This is a genomic window from Pseudomonas sp. SJZ080 (genome assembly GCF_007828295.1).
GTDB lineage: Bacteria > Pseudomonadota > Gammaproteobacteria > Pseudomonadales > Pseudomonadaceae > Aquipseudomonas > Aquipseudomonas migulae_A.
In genome coordinates this window covers 14,699-40,927 of the sequence record NZ_VIUK01000005.1, presented here as the reverse complement: position 1 = coordinate 40,927, position 26,229 = coordinate 14,699, and the positions used below count along the sequence as shown (strand labels likewise).

General features: G+C 59.7%; 27 protein-coding genes and 1 riboswitch. Of the genes, 12 read left to right on the top strand and 15 right to left on the bottom strand.

Annotation, left to right across the window (positions count from 1 at the left end):
• Positions 1-3 precede the first annotated feature (3 nt).
• Together bamC and dapA are read right to left on the bottom strand one after the other, a co-directional pair.
• A complete protein-coding gene (gene bamC / locus FBY04_RS08995; protein WP_084322669.1) occupies positions 4-1,119 on the bottom strand; it encodes an outer membrane protein assembly factor BamC in 1,116 nt (371 codons plus the stop codon).
• 17 nt (positions 1,120-1,136) lie between these two features.
• Positions 1,137-2,015, bottom strand: a complete 879-nt coding sequence (dapA, locus tag FBY04_RS08990; RefSeq protein WP_084322668.1) for a 4-hydroxy-tetrahydrodipicolinate synthase — start codon at positions 2,013-2,015, stop codon at positions 1,137-1,139.
• A 328-nt stretch (positions 2,016-2,343) separates the two neighbouring features.
• Between dapA and FBY04_RS08980 the strand changes: the two genes are divergently transcribed.
• Positions 2,344-2,904, top strand: coding sequence for a glycine cleavage system protein R (locus FBY04_RS08980; protein ID WP_084322667.1), 561 nt, complete (start codon positions 2,344-2,346; stop codon positions 2,902-2,904).
• A gap of 10 nt (positions 2,905-2,914) precedes the next feature.
• A complete protein-coding gene (locus FBY04_RS08975) occupies positions 2,915-3,388 on the top strand; it encodes a peroxiredoxin (RefSeq protein WP_084322666.1) in 474 nt (157 codons plus the stop codon).
• A 161-nt stretch (positions 3,389-3,549) separates the two neighbouring features.
• Here the strand turns inward: FBY04_RS08975 and FBY04_RS08970 are convergent, their stop codons facing one another.
• Entirely contained in the window at positions 3,550-4,620 is a 1,071-nt protein-coding gene (locus FBY04_RS08970) for an AI-2E family transporter (RefSeq protein WP_017336972.1), read from the bottom strand.
• A gap of 32 nt (positions 4,621-4,652) precedes the next feature.
• Positions 4,653-4,892, bottom strand: a complete 240-nt coding sequence (locus tag FBY04_RS08965) for a sulfurtransferase TusA family protein (protein WP_084322664.1) — start codon at positions 4,890-4,892, stop codon at positions 4,653-4,655.
• 98 nt (positions 4,893-4,990) lie between these two features.
• Between FBY04_RS08965 and FBY04_RS08960 the strand changes: the two genes are divergently transcribed.
• Entirely contained in the window at positions 4,991-6,424 is a 1,434-nt protein-coding gene (locus tag FBY04_RS08960) for a M48 family metalloprotease (protein WP_084322663.1), read from the top strand.
• A gap of 77 nt (positions 6,425-6,501) precedes the next feature.
• Here the strand turns inward: FBY04_RS08960 and FBY04_RS08955 are convergent, their stop codons facing one another.
• From FBY04_RS08955 to rpoE, 4 genes are all read right to left on the bottom strand, one after another.
• Positions 6,502-7,926: a DegQ family serine endoprotease gene (locus FBY04_RS08955; protein WP_084322662.1), complete on the bottom strand. Its 1,425-nt coding sequence runs from the start codon at positions 7,924-7,926 to the stop codon at positions 6,502-6,504.
• A gap of 181 nt (positions 7,927-8,107) precedes the next feature.
• A complete protein-coding gene (locus tag FBY04_RS08950; RefSeq protein ID WP_084322661.1) occupies positions 8,108-9,064 on the bottom strand; it encodes a MucB/RseB C-terminal domain-containing protein in 957 nt (318 codons plus the stop codon).
• Positions 9,065-9,072: 8 nt separating this feature from the next.
• Entirely contained in the window at positions 9,073-9,660 is a 588-nt protein-coding gene (locus FBY04_RS08945) for a sigma-E factor negative regulatory protein (protein ID WP_084322660.1), read from the bottom strand.
• Positions 9,661-9,690: 30 nt separating this feature from the next.
• The gene (gene rpoE / locus FBY04_RS08940; protein ID WP_003172477.1) at positions 9,691-10,272 is read right to left on the bottom strand and encodes an RNA polymerase sigma factor RpoE; all 582 of its coding nucleotides are present in this window, start codon (positions 10,270-10,272) and stop codon (positions 9,691-9,693) included.
• A gap of 557 nt (positions 10,273-10,829) precedes the next feature.
• On the opposite strand from rpoE, the gene nadB reads away from it, so the two are divergent.
• Positions 10,830-12,446, top strand: a complete 1,617-nt coding sequence (nadB, locus tag FBY04_RS08935) for an L-aspartate oxidase (protein ID WP_084322659.1) — start codon at positions 10,830-10,832, stop codon at positions 12,444-12,446.
• Here nadB and FBY04_RS08930 read toward each other — a convergent pair.
• Positions 12,415-12,867 carry a protein YgfX gene (locus FBY04_RS08930; protein ID WP_145315010.1) on the bottom strand — a complete coding sequence of 151 codons (453 nt, stop codon included), beginning with the start codon at positions 12,865-12,867 and terminating at the stop codon, positions 12,415-12,417. The genes nadB and FBY04_RS08930 overlap by 32 nt on opposite strands.
• Entirely contained in the window at positions 12,851-13,105 is a 255-nt protein-coding gene (locus FBY04_RS08925; protein WP_019692540.1) for a succinate dehydrogenase assembly factor 2, read from the bottom strand. Before FBY04_RS08925 ends, FBY04_RS08930 begins: the two co-directional genes overlap by 17 nt.
• A gap of 150 nt (positions 13,106-13,255) precedes the next feature.
• Here FBY04_RS08925 and FBY04_RS08920 point away from each other — a divergent pair, with 150 nt between their 5' ends.
• Both FBY04_RS08920 and FBY04_RS08915 read left to right on the top strand, forming a co-directional pair.
• Entirely contained in the window at positions 13,256-14,197 is a 942-nt protein-coding gene (locus tag FBY04_RS08920) for a folate-binding protein YgfZ (RefSeq protein ID WP_084322657.1), read from the top strand.
• A gap of 34 nt (positions 14,198-14,231) precedes the next feature.
• A complete protein-coding gene (locus FBY04_RS08915) occupies positions 14,232-15,053 on the top strand; it encodes an HDOD domain-containing protein (RefSeq protein ID WP_145315009.1) in 822 nt (273 codons plus the stop codon).
• Between the two features lie 135 nt (positions 15,054-15,188).
• On the opposite strand, the gene FBY04_RS08910 is transcribed toward FBY04_RS08915, so the two are convergent.
• Together FBY04_RS08910 and FBY04_RS08905 are read right to left on the bottom strand one after the other, a co-directional pair.
• A complete protein-coding gene (locus FBY04_RS08910; RefSeq protein WP_084322655.1) occupies positions 15,189-16,577 on the bottom strand; it encodes a sensor histidine kinase in 1,389 nt (462 codons plus the stop codon).
• Positions 16,570-17,241 carry a response regulator gene (locus tag FBY04_RS08905; RefSeq protein ID WP_084322654.1) on the bottom strand — a complete coding sequence of 224 codons (672 nt, stop codon included), beginning with the start codon at positions 17,239-17,241 and terminating at the stop codon, positions 16,570-16,572. Before FBY04_RS08905 ends, FBY04_RS08910 begins: the two co-directional genes overlap by 8 nt.
• Positions 17,242-17,631: 390 nt before the next feature.
• Between FBY04_RS08905 and FBY04_RS08900 the strand changes: the two genes are divergently transcribed.
• The 4 genes from FBY04_RS08900 to FBY04_RS08885 are packed head-to-tail and all read left to right on the top strand — an operon-like array spanning position 17,632 to position 21,676.
• Positions 17,632-18,609 carry a tripartite tricarboxylate transporter substrate binding protein gene (locus tag FBY04_RS08900; protein ID WP_084322653.1) on the top strand — a complete coding sequence of 326 codons (978 nt, stop codon included), beginning with the start codon at positions 17,632-17,634 and terminating at the stop codon, positions 18,607-18,609.
• 59 nt (positions 18,610-18,668) lie between these two features.
• Entirely contained in the window at positions 18,669-19,127 is a 459-nt protein-coding gene (locus FBY04_RS08895) for a tripartite tricarboxylate transporter TctB family protein (protein WP_145315008.1), read from the top strand.
• A 1-nt stretch (position 19,128) separates the two neighbouring features.
• Positions 19,129-20,643, top strand: a complete 1,515-nt coding sequence (locus FBY04_RS08890; protein WP_084322651.1) for a tripartite tricarboxylate transporter permease — start codon at positions 19,129-19,131, stop codon at positions 20,641-20,643.
• On the top strand, positions 20,636-21,676 hold the full coding sequence (locus FBY04_RS08885) for an AbrB family transcriptional regulator (protein WP_145315007.1): 1,041 nt from the start codon (positions 20,636-20,638) through the stop codon (positions 21,674-21,676). Before FBY04_RS08890 ends, FBY04_RS08885 begins: the two co-directional genes overlap by 8 nt.
• A gap of 131 nt (positions 21,677-21,807) precedes the next feature.
• Here the strand turns inward: FBY04_RS08885 and ung are convergent, their stop codons facing one another.
• Positions 21,808-22,500: a uracil-DNA glycosylase gene (gene ung, locus FBY04_RS08875; protein ID WP_010462292.1), complete on the bottom strand. Its 693-nt coding sequence runs from the start codon at positions 22,498-22,500 to the stop codon at positions 21,808-21,810.
• 132 nt (positions 22,501-22,632) lie between these two features.
• On the opposite strand from ung, the gene FBY04_RS08870 reads away from it, so the two are divergent.
• Positions 22,633-23,736: an enoyl-CoA hydratase/isomerase family protein gene (locus FBY04_RS08870; protein ID WP_145315005.1), complete on the top strand. Its 1,104-nt coding sequence runs from the start codon at positions 22,633-22,635 to the stop codon at positions 23,734-23,736.
• Between the two features lie 124 nt (positions 23,737-23,860).
• Here the strand turns inward: FBY04_RS08870 and FBY04_RS08865 are convergent, their stop codons facing one another.
• Together FBY04_RS08865 and FBY04_RS08860 are read right to left on the bottom strand one after the other, a co-directional pair.
• Entirely contained in the window at positions 23,861-24,304 is a 444-nt protein-coding gene (locus FBY04_RS08865) for a hypothetical protein (protein ID WP_084322645.1), read from the bottom strand.
• A gap of 167 nt (positions 24,305-24,471) precedes the next feature.
• Positions 24,472-24,714, bottom strand: coding sequence for a hypothetical protein (locus FBY04_RS08860; protein ID WP_145315004.1), 243 nt, complete (start codon positions 24,712-24,714; stop codon positions 24,472-24,474).
• Positions 24,715-24,994: 280 nt separating this feature from the next.
• Positions 24,995-25,095, top strand: a riboswitch (guanidine-I (ykkC/yxkD leader).
• A 62-nt stretch (positions 25,096-25,157) separates the two neighbouring features.
• Between FBY04_RS08860 and FBY04_RS08850 the strand changes: the two genes are divergently transcribed.
• The gene (locus tag FBY04_RS08850; RefSeq protein ID WP_145315003.1) at positions 25,158-26,225 is read left to right on the top strand and encodes a putative urea ABC transporter substrate-binding protein; all 1,068 of its coding nucleotides are present in this window, start codon (positions 25,158-25,160) and stop codon (positions 26,223-26,225) included.
• Positions 26,226-26,229 lie beyond the last annotated feature (4 nt).

The following is a 26,229-nucleotide window of genomic DNA, read 5'->3' as shown; positions in this document are numbered from 1 at the left end:
TGATCAGCCCAGGTTGTCCTGAATCACGCTCAACACTTTGCGCGCCACGTCAGCCGGCGCCACGGTGTTGATGTTTTTCTCGACGGTGACCTGAACTGTATCGCCCACCTTACTCAGGCGAACCTGATAACGCTCGGCGCGGGCTTCAACTTCTTCCTTGCTCGGCGCACTGCCGAACAGGCCGCTGAGGAAACCGGGCTTCTCGTCTTTCTTCTCGGCTTTTTCAGACAGGTTGATGTAGTACAGGCCCAGGCTGCGGTTGATGTCTTCAACGCGCCATTCGCCCTGCTCCAGCGCACGACCGACGCTCGACCAGGCACGGTCCAGGTCGTTGCCGACGTTCAGAACCGGGTTGCCGCTGCCGTCTTCGCTCAGGCTGACGCGACTTGGCGTGTCGAAATCACGCGATGCCAGCATGGAGACCGAACCGCCCTTCTCCGAGATGCGGCTCATGCTCGCGAGCATGTCGTCGACCAGTGCCGCGTCCAGGCCGGTGTTGACCGAACGGTTGGTGAAGGCCACATCGGCGGTGCTGCCGGCAGGACGTTCGGCGCTTACCACGTAGACTTCACTGGTGTTGCGTTGCACGCCCGGCTCGATGCGCACGCGCACACGGGTTTCGCTGTCAGCGCCGACACCGGCTGCGCTCAGGCGCTTGGCCATCGCTGCGGACAGTTCGTCGGAATGCTGCCAGGTGGTGGTGAACTCGCCGGTTTGCGGACGCTGTTCATCCAGACGGAAACCGTTGTCCTGGAAGAACTGCACAGCCACTGGCCAGACTTCGGCCGGCGGGTTCTGAGCGACGATCCAGCGCGAGTCACCGGTCTTCTGCAGCGAGTAGGCACTGGCATCGGCAGCGGCGGACAGCGGCTGCGGACGCGGCACGATGTATTCGCCCTTGACGGTGTCATCAGCCACGTTGCGCGGGATCGGCAGCAGCGGGTCCAGGTGTTTGGAGGTGCTGACGTCCGGTGGCAATTGCATCGGTGCAGTCTGTTGCGCTTCCAGGTAATCGCTACCACGGTCACGGAAATAACCTTCCGGGCCCCAGACCCATCCACAGCCACTGGTGCTGGAGATAATCAAGGCAAGTGCGGAAAGTCCGGCCAATCGCTTCATGCGTAGTGCTTCCTCAATTAAACCAGGACGCCGGACTGGCGCATGGCCTGCCGCAGCGGTTCGTGACAGGCAGCACTGAGCCAGGTGAGCGGCAGACGGATACCGTCCGGCATCAAGCCCATTTCATGCAGCGCCCATTTCACGGGAATAGGGTTGGATTCGATAAACAGGGTTTTATTGAGCGGCATCAGCTTTTCATGGATCGCGCGGGCTGTGACGGCATCGCCTTTCAAAGCAGCGTTGCACAGGTCGGCCATGTCGCGCGGGGCAACGTTGGCAGTCACCGAGATGTTGCCTTTGCCGCCGAGCAGCATCAGCTCGACCGCGGTGGCGTCGTCACCGGAAAGCACCAGGAAGTCTTTGCTGACGCCGTCGAGGATGGCTTTGGCACGATCGAGGTCGCCGGTGGCTTCCTTGATACCGATGATGTTTTTCACGGTCGACAGACGGATAACGGTCTCGGCCAGCATGTCGCATGCCGTGCGGCCAGGCACGTTATAAAGGATCTGCGGGATGTCGACGGCTTCGGCGATGGCCTTGAAGTGCTGGTACAAGCCTTCCTGGGTCGGCTTGTTGTAATACGGCGTCACCAGCAGGCAGGCATCGGCGCCGGCGGTCTTCGCATTGGTGGTCAGCTCGATGGCTTCGCGCGTCGAGTTGGCGCCGGTACCGGCGATCACCGGAATGCGCCCTGCCACCTGCTTCACCACGTAACGAATCACTTCGATGTGCTCGTTCACGTCAAGGGTGGCCGATTCGCCTGTAGTACCGACCGCCACGATCGCGTGGGTGCCGTTCTGCAGGTGAAAGTCCACCAGTTTGCTCAGGCTGTCCCAGTCGAGACGACCTTGTGCATCCATGGGTGTGACCAGTGCCACCATACTGCCCGCAATCATGCAACCGCTCCTGCCGGAAAAAGAGAGCCGTAATGGTACTGGCGCCAAGATGCTTGTACAAGCGAAGTACTGCGCTGCTGCCATTCCCCTTGGCGCTGCTTTTCGCTACCCTTCAGACTTTGATCGGTACTGACATGCTCTTACGCCGGGTTTCAGCCTCCATTTTCGGCATCACAAGCCCCGATCCAGCGTTGCCACCCTTCGCTCCTGCCTTGATGGAGCACGTTGCAACCTTCGGCCCGGGTTTTCTGAATTCGCATCCGCAGGCTCGCCCCCGGCAAAAAAAGCCCGTAGAAGTATCGACCGCTCATCGCTTTAGGAATGCTGCATGTCCACCCCCACAGTTCGCGAACAATTCCTTGTCATCAGTGCCCTCGGCGCCAACCCCATGGAGCTGACTAACGTCCTGTGCCGCGCCAGCCATGAAAACCGCTGCGCCGTGGTCACCTCTCGCCTGACCCGACATGGCGAGTGCAGTGCGTTGGTCCTCGAGGTCTCCGGCAGCTGGGACGCCCTGGCGCGCCTCGAAGGCAGCCTGCCGACCCTCGCCAAGAAGCACGCCTTCACGGTCAACGTGGTGCGCAGTGCGGCGCTGGAGAATCGCCCTCAAGCCCTGCCGTACGTCGCCTACGTCAGCTCGGCGTATCGCTCGGACATCATCAACGAGCTGTGCCAGTTCTTCATGGACCACAACGTCGAGCTGGAAAACCTGACCTGCGACACGTATCAGGCGCCGCAAACCGGCGGCACCATGCTCAATGCCACGTTTACCGTGACCTTGCCGGCCGGTGTGCAGATCAGCTGGCTGCGCGATCAGTTCCTGGATTTCGCCGACGCGCTGAACCTGGATGCGCTGATCGAACCGTGGCGCCCACAAAACCCAATGTAAGGAAGCTTTCATGGCCGTTGCCATCGACCAACCGGTTGCCGACTTCGAAGCCCCCGCCACCAGCGGGCAGACCGTCAGCCTCGCGAGCCTCAAAGGCAAGCAAGTGGTGATCTACTTCTATCCGAAGGACAGCACGCCGGGTTGCACGACCCAGGGCCAAGGCTTTCGCGATCAGCTGGACGCCTTTAAAGCGGCTAACACTGAGGTCTTTGGCGTGTCGCGTGACAGCCTGAAATCTCACGAAAACTTCAAGGCCAAGCAAGCGTTCACCTTCGAGCTGATCAGCGACAAGGAAGAAGCGCTGTGCCAGCTGTTTGATGTGATCAAGCTGAAGAAGCTTTATGGCAAGGAATACATGGGTGTTGATCGCAGCACATTCCTGATTGATAAGGAGGGTGTGTTGCGTCAGGAATGGCGTGGCGTGAAGGTGCCGGGGCATGTGGATGCTGTTTTGGCGGCGGCACAGGCGCTGAACAAGGCCTGATAGATATTTGGCGCCTGTTCTGGCGCTTTCGCGAGCGAGCCCGCTTCCACATTCAACCGAGTTCTTCCTGTAAGAATGCGATCGAATGTGGGGCGGGCTTGCTCCGGGCGGCATTCCGACGAAGAGGCCCTTAGCCTCACTGAAAAAATCAGGGTGATCCGTTAAAGCAGCGGCGCCACTACCGGCTCCTTGCGCGGCCAGGCATCCAGCACCGCCTTGAACAACGTCGCCAGCGGAATCGCGAAGAACACTCCCCAGAATCCCCACAACCCGCCAAACAACAGCACCGCGCAGATAATTGCCACCGGGTGCAGGTTGACCGCTTCCGAAAACAGCAGCGGTACCAGCACGTTGCCATCCAGCACCTGGATGATTCCGTAAACCGCCATCAAATAGATGAACTGATCGCTCCAGCCCCATTGGAATAACGCAATCAGCAGCACCGGCACCGTCACCACCACCGCGCCGACGTAAGGCACCACCACCGACACCCCCACCAACAACGCCAGCAACGCCGCGTAGTTGAGCCCCAGCACGACAAACCCGATGTAGGTCGCGCCACCGCAGATGAAGATTTCGATGACCTTGCCGCGAATGTAATTGGCGATCTGCCTGTTCATCTCGTGGGCGACACGGGTGATCAGCGCGCGCTCGCGGGGCAAGTAACCGCGCACCCATTGGCCGATCATCTCGCGGTCCTTGAGGAAGAAGAACACCAGGATCGGCACCAACACCAGGTAAATCATGATGTTCACCAGCAGCGGCAGACTCGACAGCGAAAACGTCAGTGCCCACTGGCCGAACTTGCCGATCTCGCCCCGTGCCACTTCGATGGCCTGCAACACCTGTTCGTCTGACACCAGGTGCGGGTAGCGCTCGGGCAGCAGCAATAACAGGGATTGCCACTTGGCGAGCATGCCCGGCAGTTCATTGAACAACGTGATCAGTTGATGCCAGAGCAACGGCACCACGATCACGATGAACACCAGCAAAACCCCCATGAACAACGCGAACACCAGTCCCACGGCCACCCCGCCCGGCATGCGCAAGCGTTCGAGGGTTACCACCAGTCCTTGCATCAGGTACGCCAGCACCATACCGGCGAGCACCGGCGCAAGCATGCCGCCCAGCGTCAGGACAGCGGTAAACGCCAGAAACAGCAAAACCGCGAGCACCACGGCTTCTTCGTCGGAAAAATAGCGCTGAATCCAGTCGCGTAACACCTTGAACATCAATAATCCCTTAGAAACGAATGCGGCAGGTTTCAGGCTTTTTTCAACCAGTAGCGGTAAACGCCTGCTTCATCTTCTTCACGAAGCAGCGTATGACCGGCCAAACGAGCAAAGGTGCGGAAGTCGCGCTGCGAACCCGCATCGGTGGCGATCACCTTGAGCACCGCGCCACTGGCCATGCGATTGAGTTCCATCTTGGCCTTGAGCAACGGCAACGGACAATTCAGGCCGCTGGCGTCCAGTTCGGCGTCATGGGCTACAGCGTCGGTCATTGCGTCACTCCGGGTCAGATGGTCGAGGGGCTTAGAATATCTGGTCCGAAGCGTACTGTCCGGCTACAGTAAGGTCTTTGTCGACTAAGGCTTTGTGCATGACTTTTTTGCGCCCTACCCTGCTGACGCTCGCTTGCCTGCTCGCCTCACCGGGCTTCGCCGACGACCTGCCGTCACTCGGCGACGCCAGTTCTGCCATTGTCTCGCCGCAACAGGAATATCAGTTGGGCCGTGCCTGGCTGGCGCTGCTGCGCAGTCAGGTTTCCCAGCTCAACGATCCGCAGCTCAAGGATTACGTCGAATCCAGCGTCTACCGCCTGGTGGAGACCAGCCAGGTCAACGACCGGCGCCTGGAATTCATCCTGATCAACAGCCCGCAACTCAACGCCTTTGCGGCGCCAGGCGGGATTGTCGGGGTCAACGGTGGCTTGTTCCTCAATGCCCAGACCGAGGGCGAATACGCTTCGGTACTCGCTCACGAACTGGCTCACTTGTCGCAGCGCCACTTCGCACGCGGCGTTGAAGCGCAACAGCGCATGCAGGTGCCGATGATGGCCGCGCTGCTGGCCGGGATCGTGATTGCCGCTGCCGGTGCCGGCGATGCCGGTATCGCCGCCATTGCGGGCACACAGGCGGCGGCGATTCAGGAACAACGACGCTTTTCGCGCCAGAACGAGCAGGAGGCCGACCGCATCGGCATCCTGAACCTTGAAAAAGCCGGTTACGATCCACGCTCGATGCCAACCATGTTCGAGCGGCTGGCGCGCCAATACCGTTTTGACGCCAAGCCGCCGGAATTCCTGCTGACTCACCCGGTGACCGAATCGCGGATCGCCGACACCCGCAACCGCGCCGAGCAGGCCAAACCGGGCGGCATTGAAGACTCCATGCGTTATCAGCTGATTCGTGCGCGTGTCCAACTGATCTACGAAGAAACCCCAGGCCTGGGCGCCAAACGCTTTCGTGCGCAGCTGGATGAGAACCCGAAAAACGATGTCGCACGCTATGGCCTGGCGATCGCCCAGATCAAGGGTGGTCAGCTGAACGAAGCACGGGAAAACCTCAAGTTGCTGCTGGCCAAGTCGCCGAACGAGATCATCTACAACCTGGCGCAGATCGATCTGGACATCACCAACAATCGACTGCCGGATGCTCAGACTCGGGTTGACCGGATGCTGACTCAGTATCCGGGCAACTATCCGCTGAATCAGGTGCGCGTCGACTTACTGCTCAAGCAGAACCGTGCGCCCGAAGCGGAAAAAGCACTGGAAGCCCTGCTCAAGAGTCGCCCGGATGATCCGGACGTCTGGTACATGGTGGCTGAAACCCGAGGCCTGTCCGGCAACATCATCGGCCTGCATCAGGCTCGCGCCGAGTACTTCGCACTGGTCGGCGACTACCGCCAGGCCATCCAGCAACTGGACTTCGCCAAGCGCAAGGCCGGAACCAACTTCCCGCTGTCTTCACGCATCGACGCTCGACAACGTGAGCTGATGGAGCAGGAACGCATGATCAAGGACCTGATGGGCTGACCTGTTGTTCAAACAAACAGTCAGGCACAAAAAAACCGCCTCTTTCGAGGCGGTTTTTTATTCAGCCGACAACCGGTTTATTCAGCCAGTTTGAAGGTGATGAAGCTGGCGCGACCTTGACGTAGAACGCGCATCGACACCGAGCGGTTCTTCGGCAGCGCCTTGGCGATATCGGTGAACTCCTTGGTGGAACCAATCGCCTGATTGTTCAGGTGAGTGATGATGTCGCCCGGCTGCAAGCCGATCATGGAAGCAGGACCGTCCTGGACTTCCTTGATCACCACACCACCTTTGAGGTCGTAGGTTTTCTTCTGCTCGTCGGTCAGCTCGGCCACGGAAACACCCAGGCGATTGCTGCTACGCTCGGCGCTGGATTTCGGCAATGCGTCCAGCTCTTTGCCTTCTTCCGGGATAGCGCCGACCGTCAACTCGACATTCTTGCGCTTGCCTTCTCGGATCACTTCCAGATTGGCTTTCGAGCCGGCTTTCAGTGCGCCCACCAGGTGCGGCAGATCGGCGGACATGACGATCGGTTGATCGTTCATGCTCAGGATCACGTCGCCCACTTGCAGACCACCCTTGGCAGCCGGGCCATCGTCCTGGATCTGAGCCACCAGCGCACCGGCCGGTTTTTCAAGACCGAACGACTCGGCCAGATCCTTGTTCACTTCCTGAATGACGACGCCCAACCAGCCACGGCTGACTTTGCCGCCGCTTTTCAGCTGGTTGGAAACGTCCATGGCCACGTCGATAGGGATCGCGAAGGACACGCCCATGAAGCCGCCGGAACGGGTGTAGATCTGCGAGTTGATCCCGACTACTTCACCCGCCAGGTTGAACAGCGGACCACCGGAGTTACCCGGATTGATCGGCACGTCGGTCTGGATGAACGGCACGTAGTTTTCGTTCGGCAGGCTGCGCCCGATGGCGCTGACGATGCCTTGGGTCACGGTATGATCGAAGCCGAATGGCGAACCAATTGCGACGACCCACTGCCCCGCTTTCAGGTCCCGGGATTTACCCAGCTTCAGGACCGGCAAATCCTTGCCTTCTACCTTCAGCAAGGCCACGTCGGAACGTGGATCGGTGCCAACCAGTTTGGCTTTCAACTCACTACGGTCGGCGAGACGGACGATAATTTCGTCAGCATCGGCGATCACATGGTTATTGGTCAGGATGTAGCCGTCCGGGGAAATGATGAAACCCGAACCCAGTGACTGTGCTTCACGCTGACGATCACCCCGAGGTGAACGCGGCGGCGGCATGCCTCGTTCGAAGAACTCGCGCAACATCGGCGGCAAACCTTCGAGGTCGGGAATCTGCTCGCTCACTTTGCGATCCGGCAGTTTCTGCGTGGTGCTGATGTTCACCACAGCAGGCGAGGCCTGTTCGACCAGTTGCGTAAAATCAGGCAATTCGACCGCTTGAGCAGCGACCGCCTGACCGAGCACCAGTACCGTGGCAAAAATGGTGAGATAAGACTTCAAGCGTGGTATCGACATACGGCTCCCGTTACGACGAGCATGGTTAAGCGATATGGAGCAAGGAACACCGGGAACGATACGCCGGTATTTTTGTTCCGGGAACAACAAACAAGGCCAGAGCCGAGGGGCTCTGACCTATAAAAAATTTTGGGGATATTTGCAAACTGAAATGCTCACCAAACATTTCGATATCAGCTCACTACTGGGTTGCAGCGGCATCGGTGCGCATGGACAGCGCGATCCGTTCAGCAGTACCTACCGGGATTTCACCGACCACGGTAACCATCATGTCGCCTTGAGGCGTGGTCAAGCGTCGGGATACAGCAACGGTCGGACCGAGCTGAGTGCGAGTATCGGTGAGGGTAGCGCCATTCAGCGGTTCAAGGAACACCGAGAAACGGGCGAGACCATCATCATACATCAGGCTGTTGACCTGGATTTTGGTCTCTGGATCCTTGCGCGAAGTGCTACTGGTCAGCTCGAAGCCTGCAGGCAACCAGTCTGAATGCCAGGTCTGGGCAACCTTGACCGCTGAAGCCTTGTCGCTGTCGAGAGCGATGGTTTTGCAATCACTGCCCGGCTGCAGATCACTGTCGGAAGGGACACCGGAGGTATCCAGTTGCGTGAACTGAAAGCGCTCCAGCAACTGCCCTTTATCATTCAGGAGCAATGACTTGAGCGGCAAACCGGTTTCTTTGTCCAGATGCAATTCAAAACCGTAACGGTGCTGATCACGCGGCTTCAGGGAAACGATTACCGCGGCACGCCCGGCAACACGCGACCTGCCGATGACGGCAAGTTCGTACCAATTCTTGAGTTTCTGGGGATCGAGTGCACGAGCAGCGGAATTGGGGGAGTCCCCAAGTCCTGCGATCAAGGTGCCGCTGACGCATTGAGTACGTCCATCAATGCGCACGACTTCCTGAGCAGAGCCATCAAGCTGGAGTAAACGCTCGCGGACCTTGCCATCCTGGACACGGTGCCAGATGTTGTGAGTAGAAAAACTACCGTTTCGCTCGTAAACAAAAGTGCCGTGAAAGCTTTGCTGTTGCTCGGCCTGACCAAGACGGGTCAACCAGTCCTGGGCCTCATCGGCGTGGGCTGGAACAATGAACCAGCCACCGAGCAGAAGCGAAAGTAGAGGTATGGCGCGCATGATCCTCCTTAACGGTTTTCCATACTTGCTGCACGAGCATAAGGCAGAGCGCTCTCAGTACCTTTCAGTGCAGCCTGTTGAGCATGTTGGCGCAAGTAGCCTGGCAAACGCTGATCGTGCCAGCCCGGCTGACCTTGCAAAACGCCGTTGGCCATAGGACCGGTGGCTTCCGAACTCTCATTATAGCCTGCCAATACAGCTGGGCCCTTGACCTGAGGAACGGCAAGACCCGGTTGGCTGGAATGTTGAGCCAGCTCGACACCTGCGATCTCGTCCTGGTTGTACAGACGAACACCCGCCAGCACGGCAACGGTGACCGAAGCTGCGACCGCCAGACGACCCAGGCTGCGCCATGGACCACGGGAAGCTTTTGCCGGTACGGCTTCGTCAGCCAGCGCAGCGGAAACGGCCGCGGCGATATCCAGACGTGGAAGCAGCAGATCCTTATGCATCACTGCCCGAGCGATCTGATAACGAGCCCATGTTTCACGGGTTTCAACATCGTCAAAGGCATTCAATACCCGACGCAATTCCAATTCGTCCGCTTCGTTATCCATCACTGCGGACAGCGATTCCTGCAGGGCTTCACGACTCATGGCGTTCCTCTCTTGGCTGTCGCCGCTGTCTCAGTTTTCCTGCAACAACGGCTGCAGGGCTTTATCGATGGCCTCCCGAGCGCGGAAAATCCGGGAGCGCACGGTACCCACCGGACATTGCATGACGCTAGCAATGTCCTCGTAACTCAGACCATCGAATTCACGTAAAGTTAAAGCCGTACGCAAATCTTCTGGCAGTTGCTGAATGGTTCGATGGACGGTGCCTTCGATCTCATCCCGCAGCAATGCACGTTCTGGCGACTCGAGATCCTTGAGGCCATGATCGCCATCGTAGAACTCTGCATCCTCGGAACTGACATCGCTATCCGGCGGCCGACGGCCGCGTGAAACCAGATAGTTTTTCGCCGTGTTGATGGCGATGCGGTAAAGCCACGTATAAAACGCGCTGTCTCCGCGAAAATTTCCAAGCGCACGGTATGCCTTGATAAAGGCTTCCTGTGCCACATCCTGGGCTTCATGGGTGTCGTGCACGAAACGCACGATCAACCCGAGAATTTTGTGCTGGTATTTCAGCACTAGCAGATCGAAAGCTCGCTTGTCGCCGCGTTGGACGCGTTCGACGAGCTGCTGATCCTCTTCCTGGGTTAGCATGAACTCTCCTCGATAAGCTCGGAGGAAGCTTGCATAACTAAACGACCAGACTTGCAAACATAGACTCGGGCTTTTCGCAAAAGTTCTCCCCCTCCAAGCAAGTTTCCTGCGGGCTCTGATTGGCACGCACGAAAAGCGCAGCTCGAGCGAACCCGGCTGCGCGAATAATCTTGTCATCGGATTCGACTGCCAGGATCAAACCGCAATCCCGCAATGAAGCCGACACTGTCCCTTGATTCAGGCAACGGTCTATTGATCTTGGGCCTTTGGCAAAAGTTCCAAATATTTATAGCTGTGCCAGACCGACATTGTGCAACCCGGAACGGAAAAAGACTGTTAAATCCACGATACAGTCGTCTTGTCGCCGAACAGGTCGAAAAACCATCCGACGAAGCGTCAGGTCTTTTCTGTCACTGTAGTTTCACAATGCCATGTCAGCCCGGCTATTGTGCCGCTCCCCCCCTCTATATACTAGTGGGCTGTGTGGCCGCCTTGACTCGTCGTTCCAGTAGTCTGGCGCCAACCCCGACCCGGGTCGCTTTGAGCGGAATCCTGAAATGAGCCAACAGTTTCAACACGATGTTCTGGTCATTGGCAGCGGTGCAGCCGGTTTGAGTCTTGCGCTGACCTTGCCCGATCATTTGCGTATCGCCGTACTGAGCAAAGGCGACCTCGCCAATGGCTCGACATTCTGGGCCCAGGGCGGTGTCGCTGCCGTTCTGGACGACACCGATACCGTTGAGTCCCACGTCGATGACACCCTCAACGCCGGCGGCGGCCTGTGCCACGAAGACGCTGTACGCTTCACCGTCGAGCACAGTAAAGAGGCCATTCAATGGCTGATCGATCAGGGCGTACCGTTTACCCGCGATGAGCAGTCCGGCACCGAAGACGGCGGGTTCGAATTCCATCTGACCCGCGAAGGCGGTCACAGCCATCGGCGCATCATTCACGCCGCCGACGCCACGGGCGCAGCGATTTTCAGAACCCTGCTCGACAAAGCCAGACAACGACCCAATATCGAACTGCTGGAACAGCGCGTCGCGGTCGATCTGATCACCGAGAAACGCCTGGGCCTTGAAGGCGACCGCTGTCTCGGCGCCTACGTGCTCAACCGCGGTACAGGCGAAGTCGACACCTACGGCGCACGCTTTGTGATCCTCGCATCCGGCGGTGCCGCCAAGGTCTACCTCTATACCAGCAACCCAGACGGCGCCTGCGGTGATGGCATCGCCATGGCCTGGCGTTCGGGCTGCAGGGTGGCAAACCTGGAGTTCAACCAGTTCCACCCGACCTGCCTGTATCACCCGCAGGCCAAAAGCTTCCTGATCACCGAGGCGTTGCGTGGTGAAGGCGCACACCTGAAACTGCCTAACGGCGAACGTTTCATGCAGCGTTTCGACCCGCGCGCCGAGCTTGCACCACGGGACATCGTCGCCCGGGCGATCGACCATGAGATGAAGCGGCTCGGTATCGACTGCGTCTACCTGGACATCAGTCACAAGCCAGAAACCTTTATCAAGTCGCACTTCCCGACGGTGTACGAGCGTTGCCTCGAGTTTTCCATCGACATCACCAAACAACCGATCCCGGTGGTTCCTGCGGCGCACTACACCTGCGGCGGCGTGATGGTCGATCAGCAAGGTCGCACCGACGTGCCAGGGCTGTATGCGATTGGCGAAACCAGTTTTACCGGTCTGCACGGCGCCAACCGCATGGCCAGCAACTCACTGCTGGAATGCTTCGTTTACGCGCGCTCGGCAGCAGCAGACATTCTTGAGCAGTTGCCGCAGGTTTCGATCCCCGTCGCCCTGCCCGTCTGGGACGCCAGCCAGGTCACCGACTCGGATGAAGACGTGATCATTGCGCACAACTGGGATGAACTGCGGCGCTTCATGTGGGACTATGTTGGCATCGTGCGCACCAACAAGCGCCTGCAACGAGCGCAGCACCGCGTGCAGTTGCTGCTGGATGAAATCGACGAGTTCTACAGCAACTACAAGGTCAGTCGGGATTTGATCGAACTGCGTAACCTGGCCCAGGTCGCCGAGCTGATGATTCTGTCAGCCATGGAGCGCAAGGAAAGTCGCGGCCTGCATTACACCCTCGACTACCCGAACCTGCTGCCGGAGGCGCTGGACACTATTCTGGTGCCGCCCACCTACGCCGACTGAACGTGAGCCGAACCCGCAGGCGTCGGTGCACATCCGCCGTCTGCGAATCCCTGGGCACACAGATTGCCCGGACCCGCCGCTCGCCCTGCAGGCGAAAACGCAGGACGACGACCAGCGGCAGCGCCAGACTGTCCCGTCGCAGTTGAACCGCCTGCCAACCGGCCGCCTGATTCCATAACTGCCAGCCATCTGCATCGCGACGCAAGCCGCGAAACGCCTGCGGATGTGTCAGTAAAATCTGTCTTGGCAATGCCCACATGCCATGCGCCAGGCAGCAGAAAGCGCCGGGCAAACTGACCCAGACCGGTATGGAAAGAAAAAACAACGAACCCAGCGCGAACAGCTGAGCCAACAGATACGCCGCCAGCAACTGCCGTGAGGCATGCCAGCGGCATTCGAACGCGTTACTTGGGCTGGACACGATCCAGAATCATGCGAACCATGCGCTGGAGCTCCGGATCTTCCGATTCGGCGCGTTCCATGAACCAGCCGAACATGTCCTGATCTTCGCATTCGAGCAGCTTGCGGTAGCATTCGCGGTCGACATCATTGAGGTGCGGGTAGACCTCTTTCACGAACGGCACCAGCAACACGTCAAGTTCAAGCATGCCGCGACGGCTGTGCCAGTAGAGGCGATTCAGTTCTACATCTTCGACCATGGAGCGCTCCTCAAATAGGCGGCAAGTATACAGCCCCCGACACCATCGAACAGTCGGCTTTGGTCGGGCACTGCCGACCTTTTGTGAACTACCCATTTCATGGGCGCCCCCTTATGATGTCCCCCAGACTCTTCTTCTCTGCGATGACCCATGGCCGATTCTGCTTTTTTCTGCACCCTGTCTCACGAAGGCGTTCTCGCGGTCCGCGGCGCGGATGCCGGTAAATTCCTGCAAGGCCAACTGACCTGCAACCTCAATTACCTGAGCGACACCCAGGCCAGCCTCGGCGCACGCTGCACCCAGAAAGGCCGGATGCAATCGAGTTTCCGTATCCTGCTGCAAGGCGACGGTGTGCTCATGGCCATGGCCACCGAGCTGCTGGAACCGCAACTGGCGGATCTGAAAAAGTACGCCGTATTCTCCAAATCCAAACTGACTGATGAAAGCGCCGCGTGGGTCCGCTTCGGCGTCGACCATGGCGATGCCGCGTTGATCAGTCTGGGCCTGGAACTGCCGGCAGACACCGACAGCGTTGCGCGCAATGACGGGCTGATCGCCGTCCGCGTTTCGCCGGACCGTGCTGAACTCTGGGTTGCCGCCGAGCAGGCCGATGCCATCAAAGGCCGGTTATCCGCCCTGTTGACCGAAGGCGATCTCAACGAGTGGCTGCTGGGCCAGATCCGCGCAGGGATCGGCCAGGTCATGCCGAGCACCCGCGAGCTGTTCATTCCGCAGATGCTCAATCTGCAAGCCATCGGTGGCGTGAGTTTCAAAAAGGGTTGCTATACCGGCCAGGAAATCGTGGCGCGGATGCAGTACCTGGGCAAACTCAAGCGCCGCTTGTATCGCCTGAAGCTGGACGCCAATGATTTGCCTGAGCCCGGCACTCAACTGTTCTCCCCGACCCACGGCAGTTCCATCGGCGAAGTGGTTATCGCCGCACACTCCGAACAAAACATTGAACTCCTGGCCGTGCTGCAAGCCGAAGCAGCCGAAGGTGGTGATGTCCATCTGGGCGCACTCGAAGGGCCAGCCCTGCACCTGCTCGACCTGCCTTATGAACTGGATCGCGATCGTGAGATCCAGCGTTAACGGCAGCAATTGTCGCAACACCTAGAGAAAAGAAATGAGTGAGCTGGCGGATAAGGTCCAACAGGATTTGGTTGAGGCCATCGATAACGATGACCTGGTTCTGCCAACATTGCCGGAAGTGGCCCTGCAGATTCGCAAGGCCGCTGAAGACCCGGAAATCAGTGTCAGCACCCTGAGTAAAGTGATCGGTCGTGACACCGCGTTGTCGGCGCGACTGATCAAAGTGGTCAACAGCCCGCTCCTTCGTGCGACTCAGGAAGTGACGGACTTGCACACGGCCATTACGCGCCTGGGCGTCAACTACAGCAGCAACCTGGCCATTGGCCTGGTGATGGAGCAGATTTTCCACGCGCGTTCCGACGTGGTGGAAAAGAAGATGCGCGATGTCTGGCGCAAAAGCCTGGAAATCGCCGGCGTCAGTTACGCGCTGTGCCGCAGTTACACGCAACTCAAACCTGACCAGGCGGCTCTCGGCGGGCTGGTACATCAGATTGGCGTACTGCCGATCCTGACCTACGCCGAAGACCATTACGAGCTGCTGTCCGACCCGGTCAGCCTGAACCATGTCATCGACCAGATTCACCCGTTACTGGGCGACAAACTGCTGCGGGTCTGGGAGTTTCCGGAAATGCTGGTGCAATTGCCGGGGCTGTATCTGGACTTCAAGCGTGACTCCGAGTGCGTCGACTATGTGGATCTGGTGCAAGTGGCCAGCTTGTATTGCCACAAGGACACCGACCATCCTATCGCCCGTATCGACGCGATCAGTGTCCCGGCTTTCAGGAAGTTGGGGATCGATCCGGAGAACGAGGCGATGTGCAGGGACCTGGAAGAATCGCGGTCGATGTTTTACTAGCCGAGACCGCAGCGCGCCCTTCGCGAGCAAGCCCGCTCCCACACTTGATCGCATTTCTCCAGGAGTAACTCGGTCAAATGTGGGAGCGGGCTTGCTCCGGACGGTGTTCCGACGAAGAGGCCGGTACAGACACCATCACTCTCCCGCGATAAAACTCACCCGCACCTTCAACCCCGCCTGTTCACCGTCGTGCAGGCTGATCTGCGCCAAATGCGCACGGCAAATCTCGCCGACAATCGCCAGCCCCAACCCCGAGCCGGCGACTTGCTGGTTGCGTCGATAGAAGCGTTCGAACACCCGGTCGCGTTCTTCAAGAGGAATCCCCGGGCCATCGTCCTCGACCTCCAGCACTGCCGGCGCCGAAACCCGCAGGATCACATTGCCGCCGGACGGCGTATGTGCCAGCGCGTTATCCACCAGATTGCTCAATAGCTCGTTCAACAGCGTCGGCTCGCCGCGCAGCCATACCGGCTCGTCCGCCTCCAGCGCCAGCGCCACGCCACGGGCATGGGCCAGCGGCGCCATGGCCATGCCGAGTTCGCGGGCCAGCTGACTCAAGTCCAGCAACTGCGCGCCGCCCTCGGCGATCGCCCGGGCACCGTTCTCGACCCGTGCCAACGAGAGCAATTGATTGGCCAGATGGGTCAAACGGTCTGTGCCCTGGGCCGCCGTTTCCAATGTGTTACGCCAGGTCTCGGGTTCGGTCGAGCGCAGCCCCAGCTCAAGCCGGGCCTTGAGCGCCGCCAATGGTGTACGCAGTTCATGCGCCGCATCGGCAATGAATTGCGCCTGTCGCTCGAACTGCCCGCGCAGACGCTCGGTAAAGTGATTGAGCGCGCGCACCAGCGGCCACAATTCGTGCTGCACTTCCACCAACGGCAGCGGCCGCAGATCGTCGGACTGCCGCTCCTCCACCGCCGTGCGCAAGCGCTCCAATGGACGCAACGCCGCACTCACCGCGAACCACACCATCAGCAACGCGCCGACCGCCAGCATGCCCAATCGCAGTAACGTGTCCGCCGCCAGGCTACGGGCCATGCTGACCCGCGCTTCGTCGGTTTCCGCGACGCGGATTTCCGCCATGCCGTTCATGTTCGGCTCGCTCACGGGTTTGAGCAGGCTCACCACCCGCACGTTCTGCCCCTGATACGTTGCATTGTAGAAACGTGCGAGCGCCGGGTAGTCATCGGTGCGCGGCGTACCCGGTGGCGGTGGCGGCAGGTTTTCGTAACCGGAGATCAACTTCTGATTGATGTCATTGACCAGATAGAAAATCCGCCCGGCGCTGTCGTAGGCGAAGGTATCGAGGGCCACGTAAGGCACGTCGGCACTCAGGCTGCCATCTCGCTGAGACACCCCGGCGGCAATGGTTCGTGCCGAGGCCAGCAGGGTCCGGTCGTACGCGGTGTCGGCAGCCTCGCGCCCATTCCAGTACGCGCTCAAACCACTGGCCAGCATCAACACCACCAACAACAGCGCGAGGTTCCACAGCAACCGCCAGCGCAGGCTGCTGGGCTTATGCATCACGGCTTTCCAGCAAGTAGCCGAGACCACGGAAGGTCACGATGGCGACCGGTTGGCCGTCGAGTTTCTTGCGCAAGCGGTGGACGTAGATTTCGATGGCGTCGGGGCTGGCCTCTTCGTCCAGACCGAACACCTGGGCAGCCAGTTGCTCCTTGCTCATCACCCGACCGGGACGGGCGATCAGGGCTTCGAGCACCGCCTGTTCGCGGGAGGTCAGGGTCAGCAATTCTTCACCAAGGGTGAAGCGCCGGGTGTCCAGATCGTAAGCCAGTACGCCGCAGGTCTGCTGGCGCTCGCCGCCGAGCACGCTACGGCGCAGCAAGGCTTTGACCCGGGCTTCGAGTTCGGTCAGTTCGAAAGGCTTGGCCAGGTAATCGTCAGCGCCAAGGTTCAGGCCATGGACCCGGTCCTTGACGTCGCTGCGTGCGGTCAGCATCAGCACTGGCAGGTTCTTGCCACGGGCCCGCAGACGCGCCAGCACTTCGAAACCATCCATGCGCGGCAGGCCGACGTCGAGGATCGCCATGGCGTATTCCTCGCTGCTCAACGCCAGGTCGGCGGCCACGCCGTCGTGCAGCACATCCACGGTCAGCCCGGTGCTCTTGAGCGCCTGGGCGACACTGTCGGCGAGTTGCAGATGGTCTTCGACGAGCAGAACACGCATGGATCTTTACCTCACTCAGGGATGTTCGACGCCATTCTTTGGCGCGGAGTTTACAGCCGCATCCGCCGCTGTGAAGCCCGAAAACCGTGAAAGTCCGCTGAAAGGTTAGCGAAAGGTTCGACCGTTAGAGTCGGCCCACGGATGGTTTCGACTGTAAGCCACCGAACCTGCTTTGAAATGTAGCTCCCGAAAAACGCCCCGATGCGTTTTCGCCAATAAGAACAATAACGAGGTACTCCGCCATGCTGTCCACACAGCTCCAGATTTGCCCGCCCCACCCCTTTTCTCGATTCCCTTCGTATACGCTCGTCAGCGCCGTTGCTGGCTGCGCAACGCGAAACCGTCGCATCTGAAACATCCCCAAAAACAACAACTCCCGTGGAGATAACAATGAATCGATCACTGCGCCGTTTCGCCCTCGCCGCCAGTTGCATGCTGTTTGCCGGCCAACTGATGGCCGAACCGAAACGCCCGGAATGCATCGCCCCGGCTTCCCCCGGCGGCGGTTTCGACCTGACCTGCAAACTGGCGCAGAGCGCGCTGGTCAACGAAAAGCTGCTGACCAAACCGATGCGCGTGACCTACATGCCCGGCGGTGTCGGCGCGGTGGCGTACAACGCGGTGGTCGCTCAACGTCCGGCGGATGCCGGCACGCTCGTGGCGTGGTCCAGCGGTTCGTTGCTGAACCTGGCCCAGGGCAAGTTCGGTCGCTTCGATGAAACCAACGTGCGTTGGCTGGCCGCCGTCGGCACCAGCTACGGCGCCATCGCGGTGAAAAGCGATTCGCCTTACAAGAATCTCGACGACCTCGTTCAGGCCCTGAAGAAAGATCCGAGCAAAGTGGTGATCGGCTCCGGCGGCACCGTCGGCAGCCAGGACTGGATGCAAACCGCGCTGATCGCCAAGGCCGCCGGGATCAACCCGCGCGACTTGCGTTACGTCGCCCTCGAAGGCGGCGGTGAAATCGCCACCGCGCTGCTCGGTGGTCATATCCAGGTCGGGAGCACCGACATCTCCGACTCCATGCCGCACATCCAGAGTGGCGACATGCGCCTGCTGGCCGTGTTCTCCGAGAAACGCCTGGACGAGCCGGAAATGAAAGACATTCCGACCGCCAAGGAGCAAGGCTACGACATCGTCTGGCCAGTGGTTCGCGGCTTCTACCTCGGGCCAAAGGTCAGCGATGAAGACTACGCCTGGTGGAAAGACTCCTTCGACAAACTGCTGGCGTCACCCGAGTTCGCCAAGCTGCGCGATCAGCGTGAACTGTTCCCGTTCGCCATGACCGGCCCGGAGCTGGACACCTACGTGAAGAAGCAGGTCGCGGACTACAAAGTGCTGGCCAAAGAGTTCGGCCTGATTCAGTGATCGCCTCTGTCTAGCGGCTGCGGCCCCCGTTCTGCGGGGCTGCGGCACAGGAGTTCCCTATGCTCTTACAACGCATTTTTGCTTCGGTGCTGTTGCTGGCCTGTATTGGCCTGGCGCTGATGGCGTGGCCGTATCAGGCGGCTTTTTCTTATGAACCCGTCGGGCCTCGGGCCTTTCCATTGTTGATGCTCGGCCTGATGGGCATCGCGCTGTTGTACATGGTGTTTCGTCCCGCACCGATCAAGCACAACCCCGACGAACCGCCGATGGACCGCGAAACCCTGACCAAAATCGGTATCTGTGTGCTGCTGTTGCTCGTGTTCGCAGGCACTTTCGAGCCACTGGGTTTCATCGTCGCCAGCACCCTGATCGGCATCCCGATGGCCCGCCTGTACGGTGGCCGCTGGCTGCCCAGTGTGGTGATCATCACGCTGATGGCGGTGGGTCTTTACTTGCTGTTCGACAAGTTGATGGACGTACCGCTGCCGTTGGGCGTGCTCGACGTTCTGGAGAACTGATATGGATACTCTTGGCTATTTGGGACAGGGTTTCGGCGTCGCGCTGAGCCCGTACAACCTGGTGACCGCCCTCTGCGGCACCTTGATCGGCACCGTGGTCGGTCTGTTGCCGGGCCTGGGCCCGATCAACGGCGTGGCATTGCTGATCCCGATTGCATTCGCCCTGGGCCTGCCACCGGAGTCAGCCTTGATCCTGCTGGCAGCGGTGTACCTGGGTTGTGAATACGGCGGCCGAATCAGTTCGATTCTGCTGAACATTCCGGGCGAAGCGTCCACCGTCATGACCACCCTCGACGGTTACCCGATGGCCCGCAAAGGCCTGGCTGGTGTCGCGCTGTCGCTATCGGCATGGAGTTCGTTCATCGGTGCGTTTATCGCCACCTGCGGCATGGTTCTGTTCGCACCGCTGCTGGCGAAATGGGCGATTGCATTCGGGCCGGCGGAATATTTCGTGCTGATGGTGTTTGCTATTGTCTGCCTGGGCGGCATGGCGGGTGATCGTCCGCTGAAGACTTTTATCGCTGCCTTGATCGGCCTGTTTCTGTCGACTGTCGGGATCGATGCCAACAGCGGTGTGTACCGGTTCACCGGGGACAACATCCATCTGACGGATGGTATTCAATTCGTCGTATTGGTATTAGGCCTGTTCTCCATCAGTGAAATTCTTCTGCTGCTGGAAAAAACCCATCACGGTCAGGAAGCGGTAAAAGCCACCGGCCGAATGATGTTCAACTTCAAGGAAGCGTCGGCGGTGTTTATGGTGAACATCCGTTGTGGCGTACTGGGCTTCATCATGGGCGTGCTGCCGGGTGCCGGTGCGACACTGGCCAGCGCCGTGGCCTACATGACCGAGAAGCGCATCGCCGGTGCCAAAGGCACGTTCGGCCAGGGCGACATGCGCGGCCTCGCGGCACCGGAAACCGCCATCGGCGGTGCAGCGTGCGGCGCTTTGGTACCGATGCTGACCCTTGGTGTCCCGGGTTCAGGCACCACGGCGGTGATGATCGGCGCCTTGTCGCTGTACAACATCACCCCGGGTCCGCTGTTGTTCCAACAGCAACCGGACATTGTCTGGGGCCTGATCGCCTCCTTGTTCGTCGCCAACATCATGCTGGTGATCCTCAACATCCCGATGATCCGCATCTTCACCCGCATCCTTGCCGTGCCGAACTGGGCACTGGTGCCGGTGATCGCAATCATCACCGGGATCGGCGTCTACGCGGTGCACGCCACCACATTCGACCTGTTCCTGATGATCGGCATTGGCATCTTCGGTTACATCCTGCGCAAGCTGGACTTCCCGTTGTCGCCCGTCCTGCTGGGTTTCATCCTCGGAGGTTTGATGGAGCAGAACCTGCGTCGCGCCCTGTCAATTTCCAACGGTGCGCTGGAGATCCTCTGGTCGAGCCCGATCACGTTCGGTGTCTGGGTACTGACAGCGATCATGCTGCTGATGCCACTGCTGCGGATCTGGCGTAAACGTTCGGCTGCTCAGCGCGCCATTGCTGATGTCTGATCGAACACCCTTCAACGCCTGGTGGGGTACGCCGCTGGTCGGCGCGCTGGGCGGTTACCTGGCCAGCCTTGTCGCCTGGCCACTGCCGTGGATGGTCGGCTCGTTGCTGGCGATCATCCTGGTGCGTTGCCTGACGCCCTGGCAACTGGCGGAAATCCCTGGCGGCCGCAAGTGCGGTCAGTGGATTGTCGGTATCGGCATCGGCCTGCACTTCACCCCGATGGTGATGGAGCAGGTGCTGAGCCACTTCGGTCTGATCTTCTTCGGTGCGTTGGTCACCAGCCTCTCGGCCATCGTCGGGGTCTGGCTGATGCGGCGCACCGGTGAGGATCGCGCCACGGCGTTCTTTTCCAGCATGCCCGGCGGCTCCGGGGAGATGGTCAACCTCGGCGCGCGCAATGGCGCGGTGCTCAGTCGCGTAGCGGCCGGGCAAAGTCTGCGGGTGCTGGTAGTCGTGCTGTGTGTGCCGGCCGCCTTCAAGTATTTGCTGGGTGACGGTGCGCCGATCGTTCATCCGACAGCCGTCAACTGGTGGTGGCTGGCCCTTCTATTCCCGGCGGGCGCCTTGGCGGCCTGGCTTTGGGAACGTCTTCGTCAACCCAACCCATGGCTGTTCGGACCGCTGCTGGTAAGTGCGGCGGTGAGCATTGGCTGGGATTTGCATATCGGTTTGCCCCATGGCGGCAGCCAGATCGGCCAATGGCTGATCGGCAGCGGCCTGGGCTGTCATTTCAATCGGCAGTTTTTTCGGCGGGCGCCTTCGTTTATGGGGCGGACCTTGATCGGGACGGTGCTGACCATGCTGATCGCCACGGCGGCAGCGCTCGGATTGAGTGCGCTGACGCATCTGGATTTGCGTTCGCTGACCCTGGGCATGATGCCCGGCGGGATTGCGGAGATGAGCCTGACGGCGGAGACCCTGCAATTGTCGGTGCCGCTGGTGACGGCAATGCAGGTGATGCGGTTGTTGTTTGTGTTGTTTCTGGCGGAGCCGTTGTTCAAGTATTGGAATCGCACCCCAGATTCCGTCTGATAGACCGAGGCGCCTACTTCGCGAGCAAGCCCGCTCCCACATTCGATCTGCTGTGAACACACTGTTTGTGTTCACAGCAGATCGAATGTGGGAGCGGGCTTGCTCGCGATGGGGCCATCACGTACACCCCATCAAACCGGCGGCAACCGCCACTCGATCGGTGTCTCGCCATTCTGCTCAAGAAACTTGTTGGTCCGGCTGAAGTGCCCGCACCCGAGAAAACCGCGATAAGCGGACAGCGGCGACGGATGCACCGACGTCAACACCAGATGCTTGGTCGCATCGATCAGTTTCTGCTTGCTCTGGGCATGGGCGCCCCACAGCATGAACACTAGATGCGGTTGCTGTTGGCTGACCACTTCAATGATCCGGTCGGTAAAAAACTGCCAGCCCTTGTCCTTGTGCGCATTGGCATTGGCCCGCTCCACCGTCATCGTGGTATTGAGCATCAACACACCCTGATCGGCCCAGCTCTGCAGGTAACCGTGATTGGGGATGTCGATGTTCAGGTCGCGCTTGAGCTCTTTATAGATGTTCACCAGCGACGGCGGCGCCGGCACGCCCGGTTGCACCGAGAAGCACAAGCCATGGGCCTGGCCCGGGCCGTGATACGGGTCCTGACCGAGTATCACCACTTTGACCTTGTCCAGCGGCGTCGAGTTGAGCGCATTGAAAATCATCGGTCCCGGAGGATAGATTTCCTTGCCCGCCGCGCGCTCCTGCTGCAGGAAATTGCGCAACTCTGCCATGTAGGGCTGGTCGAACTCAGCACGCAGTGCCTCCTTCCAGCCCGGTTCGAGTTTGATACGGTCATCAGCAGTCATGGTTACATCCGGTAAAAACAATGGGGCGAACCCTAGGAAAGCCCATCACGCTTGTCAATTGATCTGACACAGAACCGGCACTTTCCTGCATTGCGATCATACTGAACGCTCAAATTCCCGATCGAGGTCACGATGAATCTGCACTTCGAAGAACTCACCGGCACCGACGGCGCCCGCATCGGCGTTGCCAGCCTGGATGCCGAAAAGTCCCTGAACGCCCTGTCCTTGCCGATGATCAACGCCTTGCGCGATCAATTGGACGCTTGGGCCAAGGAGCCGCAAATCGTCTGCGTATTATTACGCGGCGAAGGTGCCAAGGCCTTTTGCGCCGGCGGCGAAGTCCGCAGCCTGGTGGAAGCCTGCCGCGCGCATCCGGGTGAAGTACCGCCGCTGGCCGCGCATTTCTTCGCGGCGGAATACCGACTGGACTTCAGCCTGCACACCTACCCGAAACCGCTGATCTGCTGGGGCCATGGCTACGTTCTGGGTGGCGGCATGGGCCTCTTGCAAGGCGCGAGCATCCGCATCGTAACGCCAAGCAGCCGATTGGCGATGCCGGAAATCAGCATTGGTCTGTACCCCGATGTCGGCGCCAGTTGGTTTCTGTCGCGCCTGCCCGGCAAGCTCGGTCTGTTCCTCGGTCTGACCGGTGCGCACATGAACGGTCGGGATGCGATCGATCTTGACCTGGCCGACCGTTTCCTGCTCGATGAACAGCAAGAAGAGCTGATCGAAGGTTTGCTGCAATTGAACTGGCAGGAACAGACGCCGATGCAGCTCAACAGTCTGCTGAAGGCGTTGCAACAGGAAGCGCTCGCGCAGATGCCCGAAGCCCAATGGCTGCCGCGTCGTCAGCAGATCGATGAACTGCTGGACGTCAGTGACGTGGAATGCGCCTGGAAGGCCATCAGCCAACAGCGCGATAGCACCGACCTGCTCCTCAGCCGTGCTGCGCGGACAATGAGTGAAGGTTCGCCGCTGACCGCTCATCTGGTGTGGGAACAAATCATCCGCGCCCGACACCTGTCGCTGGCACAGGTTTTTCAGATGGAATACACCTTGAGCCTCAACTGCTGCCGTCATCCGGAATTCAGCGAAGGCGTGCGGGCGCGGTTGATCGACAAGGACCAGAAACCGCACTGGCATTGGCCAGATATCAATAATGTGCCGGATGCGGTGGTGGAGGCGCATTTTCACAAGGTTTGGGAAGGGCGGCATCCGCTGGCGGACTTATAAGGTCACAAAACGAAATGTGGGAGCGAGCCTGCTCGCGAATGCGGTTTGCCATCCATCAATGATGTGACTGACATTCCGCTTTCGCGAGCAGGCTCGCTCCCACAGGTATTGCAGTTAACTCATGTTAACGGTGACTGCCGCGACCATCATGGCCGCCCCGTCCACCCCGACCATCGCGTCCGCCATGGCCACCGCGATTGTCGTTGTTCCAATTGCCACGGTTACGACCGTCCCAACCGCCACGGCCATGACCGTCCCAGCCGCGACTCTGATGAGCTCGGTAGTCGCCTCGTGGCGACGGCTGGTAATAACGCGGCGCCGGTTGATAAACCCGCGGCTGGTAGTAATACCGCGGAGTAGGCTGGTAATACCGGGCCGGTGGCGAGTAATACCGGCGTGGCGATGTGTAGTAACCGCCATTGGAGTAGTAAGGCCCGCCACCGGAGTAATACGGCGCAGGGGATGTGTACACCTCGGAACTGTAGTAGCTGCCTCCTCCATCGGCATAGGGTACGCACGCACCAACAGACAAACCCAACAAGGCAATCAGAAGAATTCGACGGAGCATAGCGGCCTCCTGGACCGCGAGTGAGCCACACCAGCGACGCTGGCGAGCGACAGTCAATTATTCGGTGACTGTCGAAAGATCAGACATCGAATTCGAAATCTGGTGCGGTCCTGCAACAAGTTGAAACATCTGGCCGATGAAAGGTTTTTCATCCATTCACCTGCTGATTAATGGTGCCCTCCACGATATCCACCGCCGTAATGACGTGGCCCATGCCCGCCCCAATAGTAGTAGCGATAGCCGCCATAAAAGCGTGGGCCATAGTAATAGCGCGGGCCGTAGTAGTAGGAATACGGCGCATAGCCGGGATAGTAATAAGGTGTGGAGTACACATCGTATGAGCCGGCGTAGTAGTAGCAACCGGCCAGCCCGGCACTAAGCACAACACCCAGCAACAGTCGACGAAACATGGCGTGGCCTCCTGAAAGACCCGCAGCCGATACAGGCCGGCTGACACCTGTTTTGACTGGAAATACGATGGCGAGTGCCGGGCGACTCCGGCCTTCGGATCAGCGGCCAGCCGCGCTGCATCTCGGTGCACGGACGCACCATCACAAAGCAACGAACACCCCTTCCATCACGCCATTTAATGGCAATCCCTCGGCCCAGAGCGCTTCGGGCGACTTGGCACGGCTCTCGCTTTAACAAACCCCGTGCAGGAGTCATCACAGGTTCGCGGCACCACAATTTGCAATGGCTGACTAGGGTTCCGGCTCGCTGACGCGAGTGACTGGTCCGAGAGTTGGCGACCTCCAGTTGAGGTTACACGGCGGGACAAAAGCCCGGGAGACAAGCCACCGTTCACGGTGCCGCGTTGACTCCTGCCCGCCCTTGATCAACTGGAGAACCACCCATGCTCAAGCTTCGTTTACCCGCCCTCCTCGCCGCTGCGTTCGCAGCCTTCGTGAGCGTTTCGTCCCAGGCTGCGCAAAAAGACCACTTCAGCGTCTGCTGGACCATCTACGCCGGTTGGATGCCCTGGGAGTACGCCGGCAGCCAAGGCATCGTCGACAAATGGGCGAAAAAGTACGGCATCAAGATTGATGTGGTGCAGCTCAATGACTACGTCGAATCCATCAACCAATACACCGCCGGCCAGTTCGACGGCTGCACCATGACCAACATGGACGCGCTGACCATTCCGGCAGCCGGTGGCGTCGACAGCACCGCGCTGATCGTCAGCGACTTCTCCAACGGCAACGACGGCATCGTGCTCAAGGGCGACGGCAAGAAAGTCAGCGACCTCAAGGGCATGGACGTCAATCTCGTCGAGCTGTCGGTTTCCCACTACTTGCTGGCTCGGGCACTGGATTCGGTGGACCTCACCGAGAAAGACCTGAAAGTGGTCAACACCTCCGACGCCGACATCTCGGCGGCGTTCAACACCGACCAGGTCAACGCCGTCACCACCTGGAACCCGATGCTCTCCGACATCAAGGCCAAGCCCGGTGTGACCGAAGTCTTCAACTCCAGCCAGATCCCCGGCGAAATCATGGACATGATGGTGGTCAACAGCGCCACCCTCAAAAACAACCCTGCCCTGGGCAAAGCGCTGACCGGCGCCTGGTTCGAAGTGGTCGAGTTGATGAACGCGAAAAACGCGGCCAGCAAGGCGGCCCTCGAACACATGGCCAAAGCGTCTGGCACCGACCTCGCAGGTTTCCAGGCGCAGCTCGACACCACCAAATTGTTCGCCACGCCGAAAGAAGCCCTGGGGTTCGCCACCAGCAAGCAACTGCCGGAGACCATGCGCAAGGTCGCCGAGTTCTCCTTTCAGCACGGCTTGCTCGGTGAAGGCGCCAAGGACACCAGCGCCGTCGGCATGGCCTTCGCCAATGGCGTGACCAGCGGCGACAAGACCAACCTCAAGCTGCGCTTCGACCCGAGTTACGTGCAGATGGCCGCCGACGCCAAGCTGTAAGAAG

What these genes read in the sequence shown, in the direction of transcription:
- FBY04_RS08870 (WP_145315005.1), top strand. Translation starts at nt 22,633, where the DNA reads ATGAATCTGCACTTCGAAGAACTCACCGGCACCGACGGCGCCCGCATC.
- FBY04_RS08980 (WP_084322667.1), top strand. Translation starts at nt 2,344, where the DNA reads ATGTCCACCCCCACAGTTCGCGAACAATTCCTTGTCATCAGTGCCCTC.
- FBY04_RS08915 (WP_145315009.1), top strand. Translation starts at nt 14,232, where the DNA reads ATGAGTGAGCTGGCGGATAAGGTCCAACAGGATTTGGTTGAGGCCATC.
- FBY04_RS08970 (WP_017336972.1), bottom strand. Translation starts at nt 4,620, where the DNA reads ATGTTCAAGGTGTTACGCGACTGGATTCAGCGCTATTTTTCCGACGAA.
- FBY04_RS08905 (WP_084322654.1), bottom strand. Translation starts at nt 17,241, where the DNA reads ATGCGTGTTCTGCTCGTCGAAGACCATCTGCAACTCGCCGACAGTGTC.
- FBY04_RS08945 (WP_084322660.1), bottom strand. Translation starts at nt 9,660, where the DNA reads ATGAGTCGTGAAGCCCTGCAGGAATCGCTGTCCGCAGTGATGGATAAC.
- FBY04_RS08885 (WP_145315007.1), top strand. Translation starts at nt 20,636, where the DNA reads ATGTCTGATCGAACACCCTTCAACGCCTGGTGGGGTACGCCGCTGGTC.
- FBY04_RS08860 (WP_145315004.1), bottom strand. Translation starts at nt 24,714, where the DNA reads ATGTTTCGTCGACTGTTGCTGGGTGTTGTGCTTAGTGCCGGGCTGGCC.
- nadB (WP_084322659.1), top strand. Translation starts at nt 10,830, where the DNA reads ATGAGCCAACAGTTTCAACACGATGTTCTGGTCATTGGCAGCGGTGCA.
- FBY04_RS08865 (WP_084322645.1), bottom strand. Translation starts at nt 24,304, where the DNA reads ATGCTCCGTCGAATTCTTCTGATTGCCTTGTTGGGTTTGTCTGTTGGT.
- FBY04_RS08955 (WP_084322662.1), bottom strand. Translation starts at nt 7,926, where the DNA reads ATGTCGATACCACGCTTGAAGTCTTATCTCACCATTTTTGCCACGGTA.
- FBY04_RS08900 (WP_084322653.1), top strand. Translation starts at nt 17,632, where the DNA reads ATGAATCGATCACTGCGCCGTTTCGCCCTCGCCGCCAGTTGCATGCTG.
- FBY04_RS08850 (WP_145315003.1), top strand. Translation starts at nt 25,158, where the DNA reads ATGCTCAAGCTTCGTTTACCCGCCCTCCTCGCCGCTGCGTTCGCAGCC.
- FBY04_RS08925 (WP_019692540.1), bottom strand. Translation starts at nt 13,105, where the DNA reads ATGGTCGAAGATGTAGAACTGAATCGCCTCTACTGGCACAGCCGTCGC.
- FBY04_RS08960 (WP_084322663.1), top strand. Translation starts at nt 4,991, where the DNA reads ATGACTTTTTTGCGCCCTACCCTGCTGACGCTCGCTTGCCTGCTCGCC.
- FBY04_RS08975 (WP_084322666.1), top strand. Translation starts at nt 2,915, where the DNA reads ATGGCCGTTGCCATCGACCAACCGGTTGCCGACTTCGAAGCCCCCGCC.
- dapA (WP_084322668.1), bottom strand. Translation starts at nt 2,015, where the DNA reads ATGATTGCGGGCAGTATGGTGGCACTGGTCACACCCATGGATGCACAA.
- ung (WP_010462292.1), bottom strand. Translation starts at nt 22,500, where the DNA reads ATGACTGCTGATGACCGTATCAAACTCGAACCGGGCTGGAAGGAGGCA.
- FBY04_RS08920 (WP_084322657.1), top strand. Translation starts at nt 13,256, where the DNA reads ATGGCCGATTCTGCTTTTTTCTGCACCCTGTCTCACGAAGGCGTTCTC.
- bamC (WP_084322669.1), bottom strand. Translation starts at nt 1,119, where the DNA reads ATGAAGCGATTGGCCGGACTTTCCGCACTTGCCTTGATTATCTCCAGC.
- FBY04_RS08890 (WP_084322651.1), top strand. Translation starts at nt 19,129, where the DNA reads ATGGATACTCTTGGCTATTTGGGACAGGGTTTCGGCGTCGCGCTGAGC.
- FBY04_RS08950 (WP_084322661.1), bottom strand. Translation starts at nt 9,064, where the DNA reads ATGCGCGCCATACCTCTACTTTCGCTTCTGCTCGGTGGCTGGTTCATT.
- FBY04_RS08965 (WP_084322664.1), bottom strand. Translation starts at nt 4,892, where the DNA reads ATGACCGACGCTGTAGCCCATGACGCCGAACTGGACGCCAGCGGCCTG.
- FBY04_RS08910 (WP_084322655.1), bottom strand. Translation starts at nt 16,577, where the DNA reads ATGCATAAGCCCAGCAGCCTGCGCTGGCGGTTGCTGTGGAACCTCGCG.
- rpoE (WP_003172477.1), bottom strand. Translation starts at nt 10,272, where the DNA reads ATGCTAACCCAGGAAGAGGATCAGCAGCTCGTCGAACGCGTCCAACGC.
- FBY04_RS08895 (WP_145315008.1), top strand. Translation starts at nt 18,669, where the DNA reads ATGCTCTTACAACGCATTTTTGCTTCGGTGCTGTTGCTGGCCTGTATT.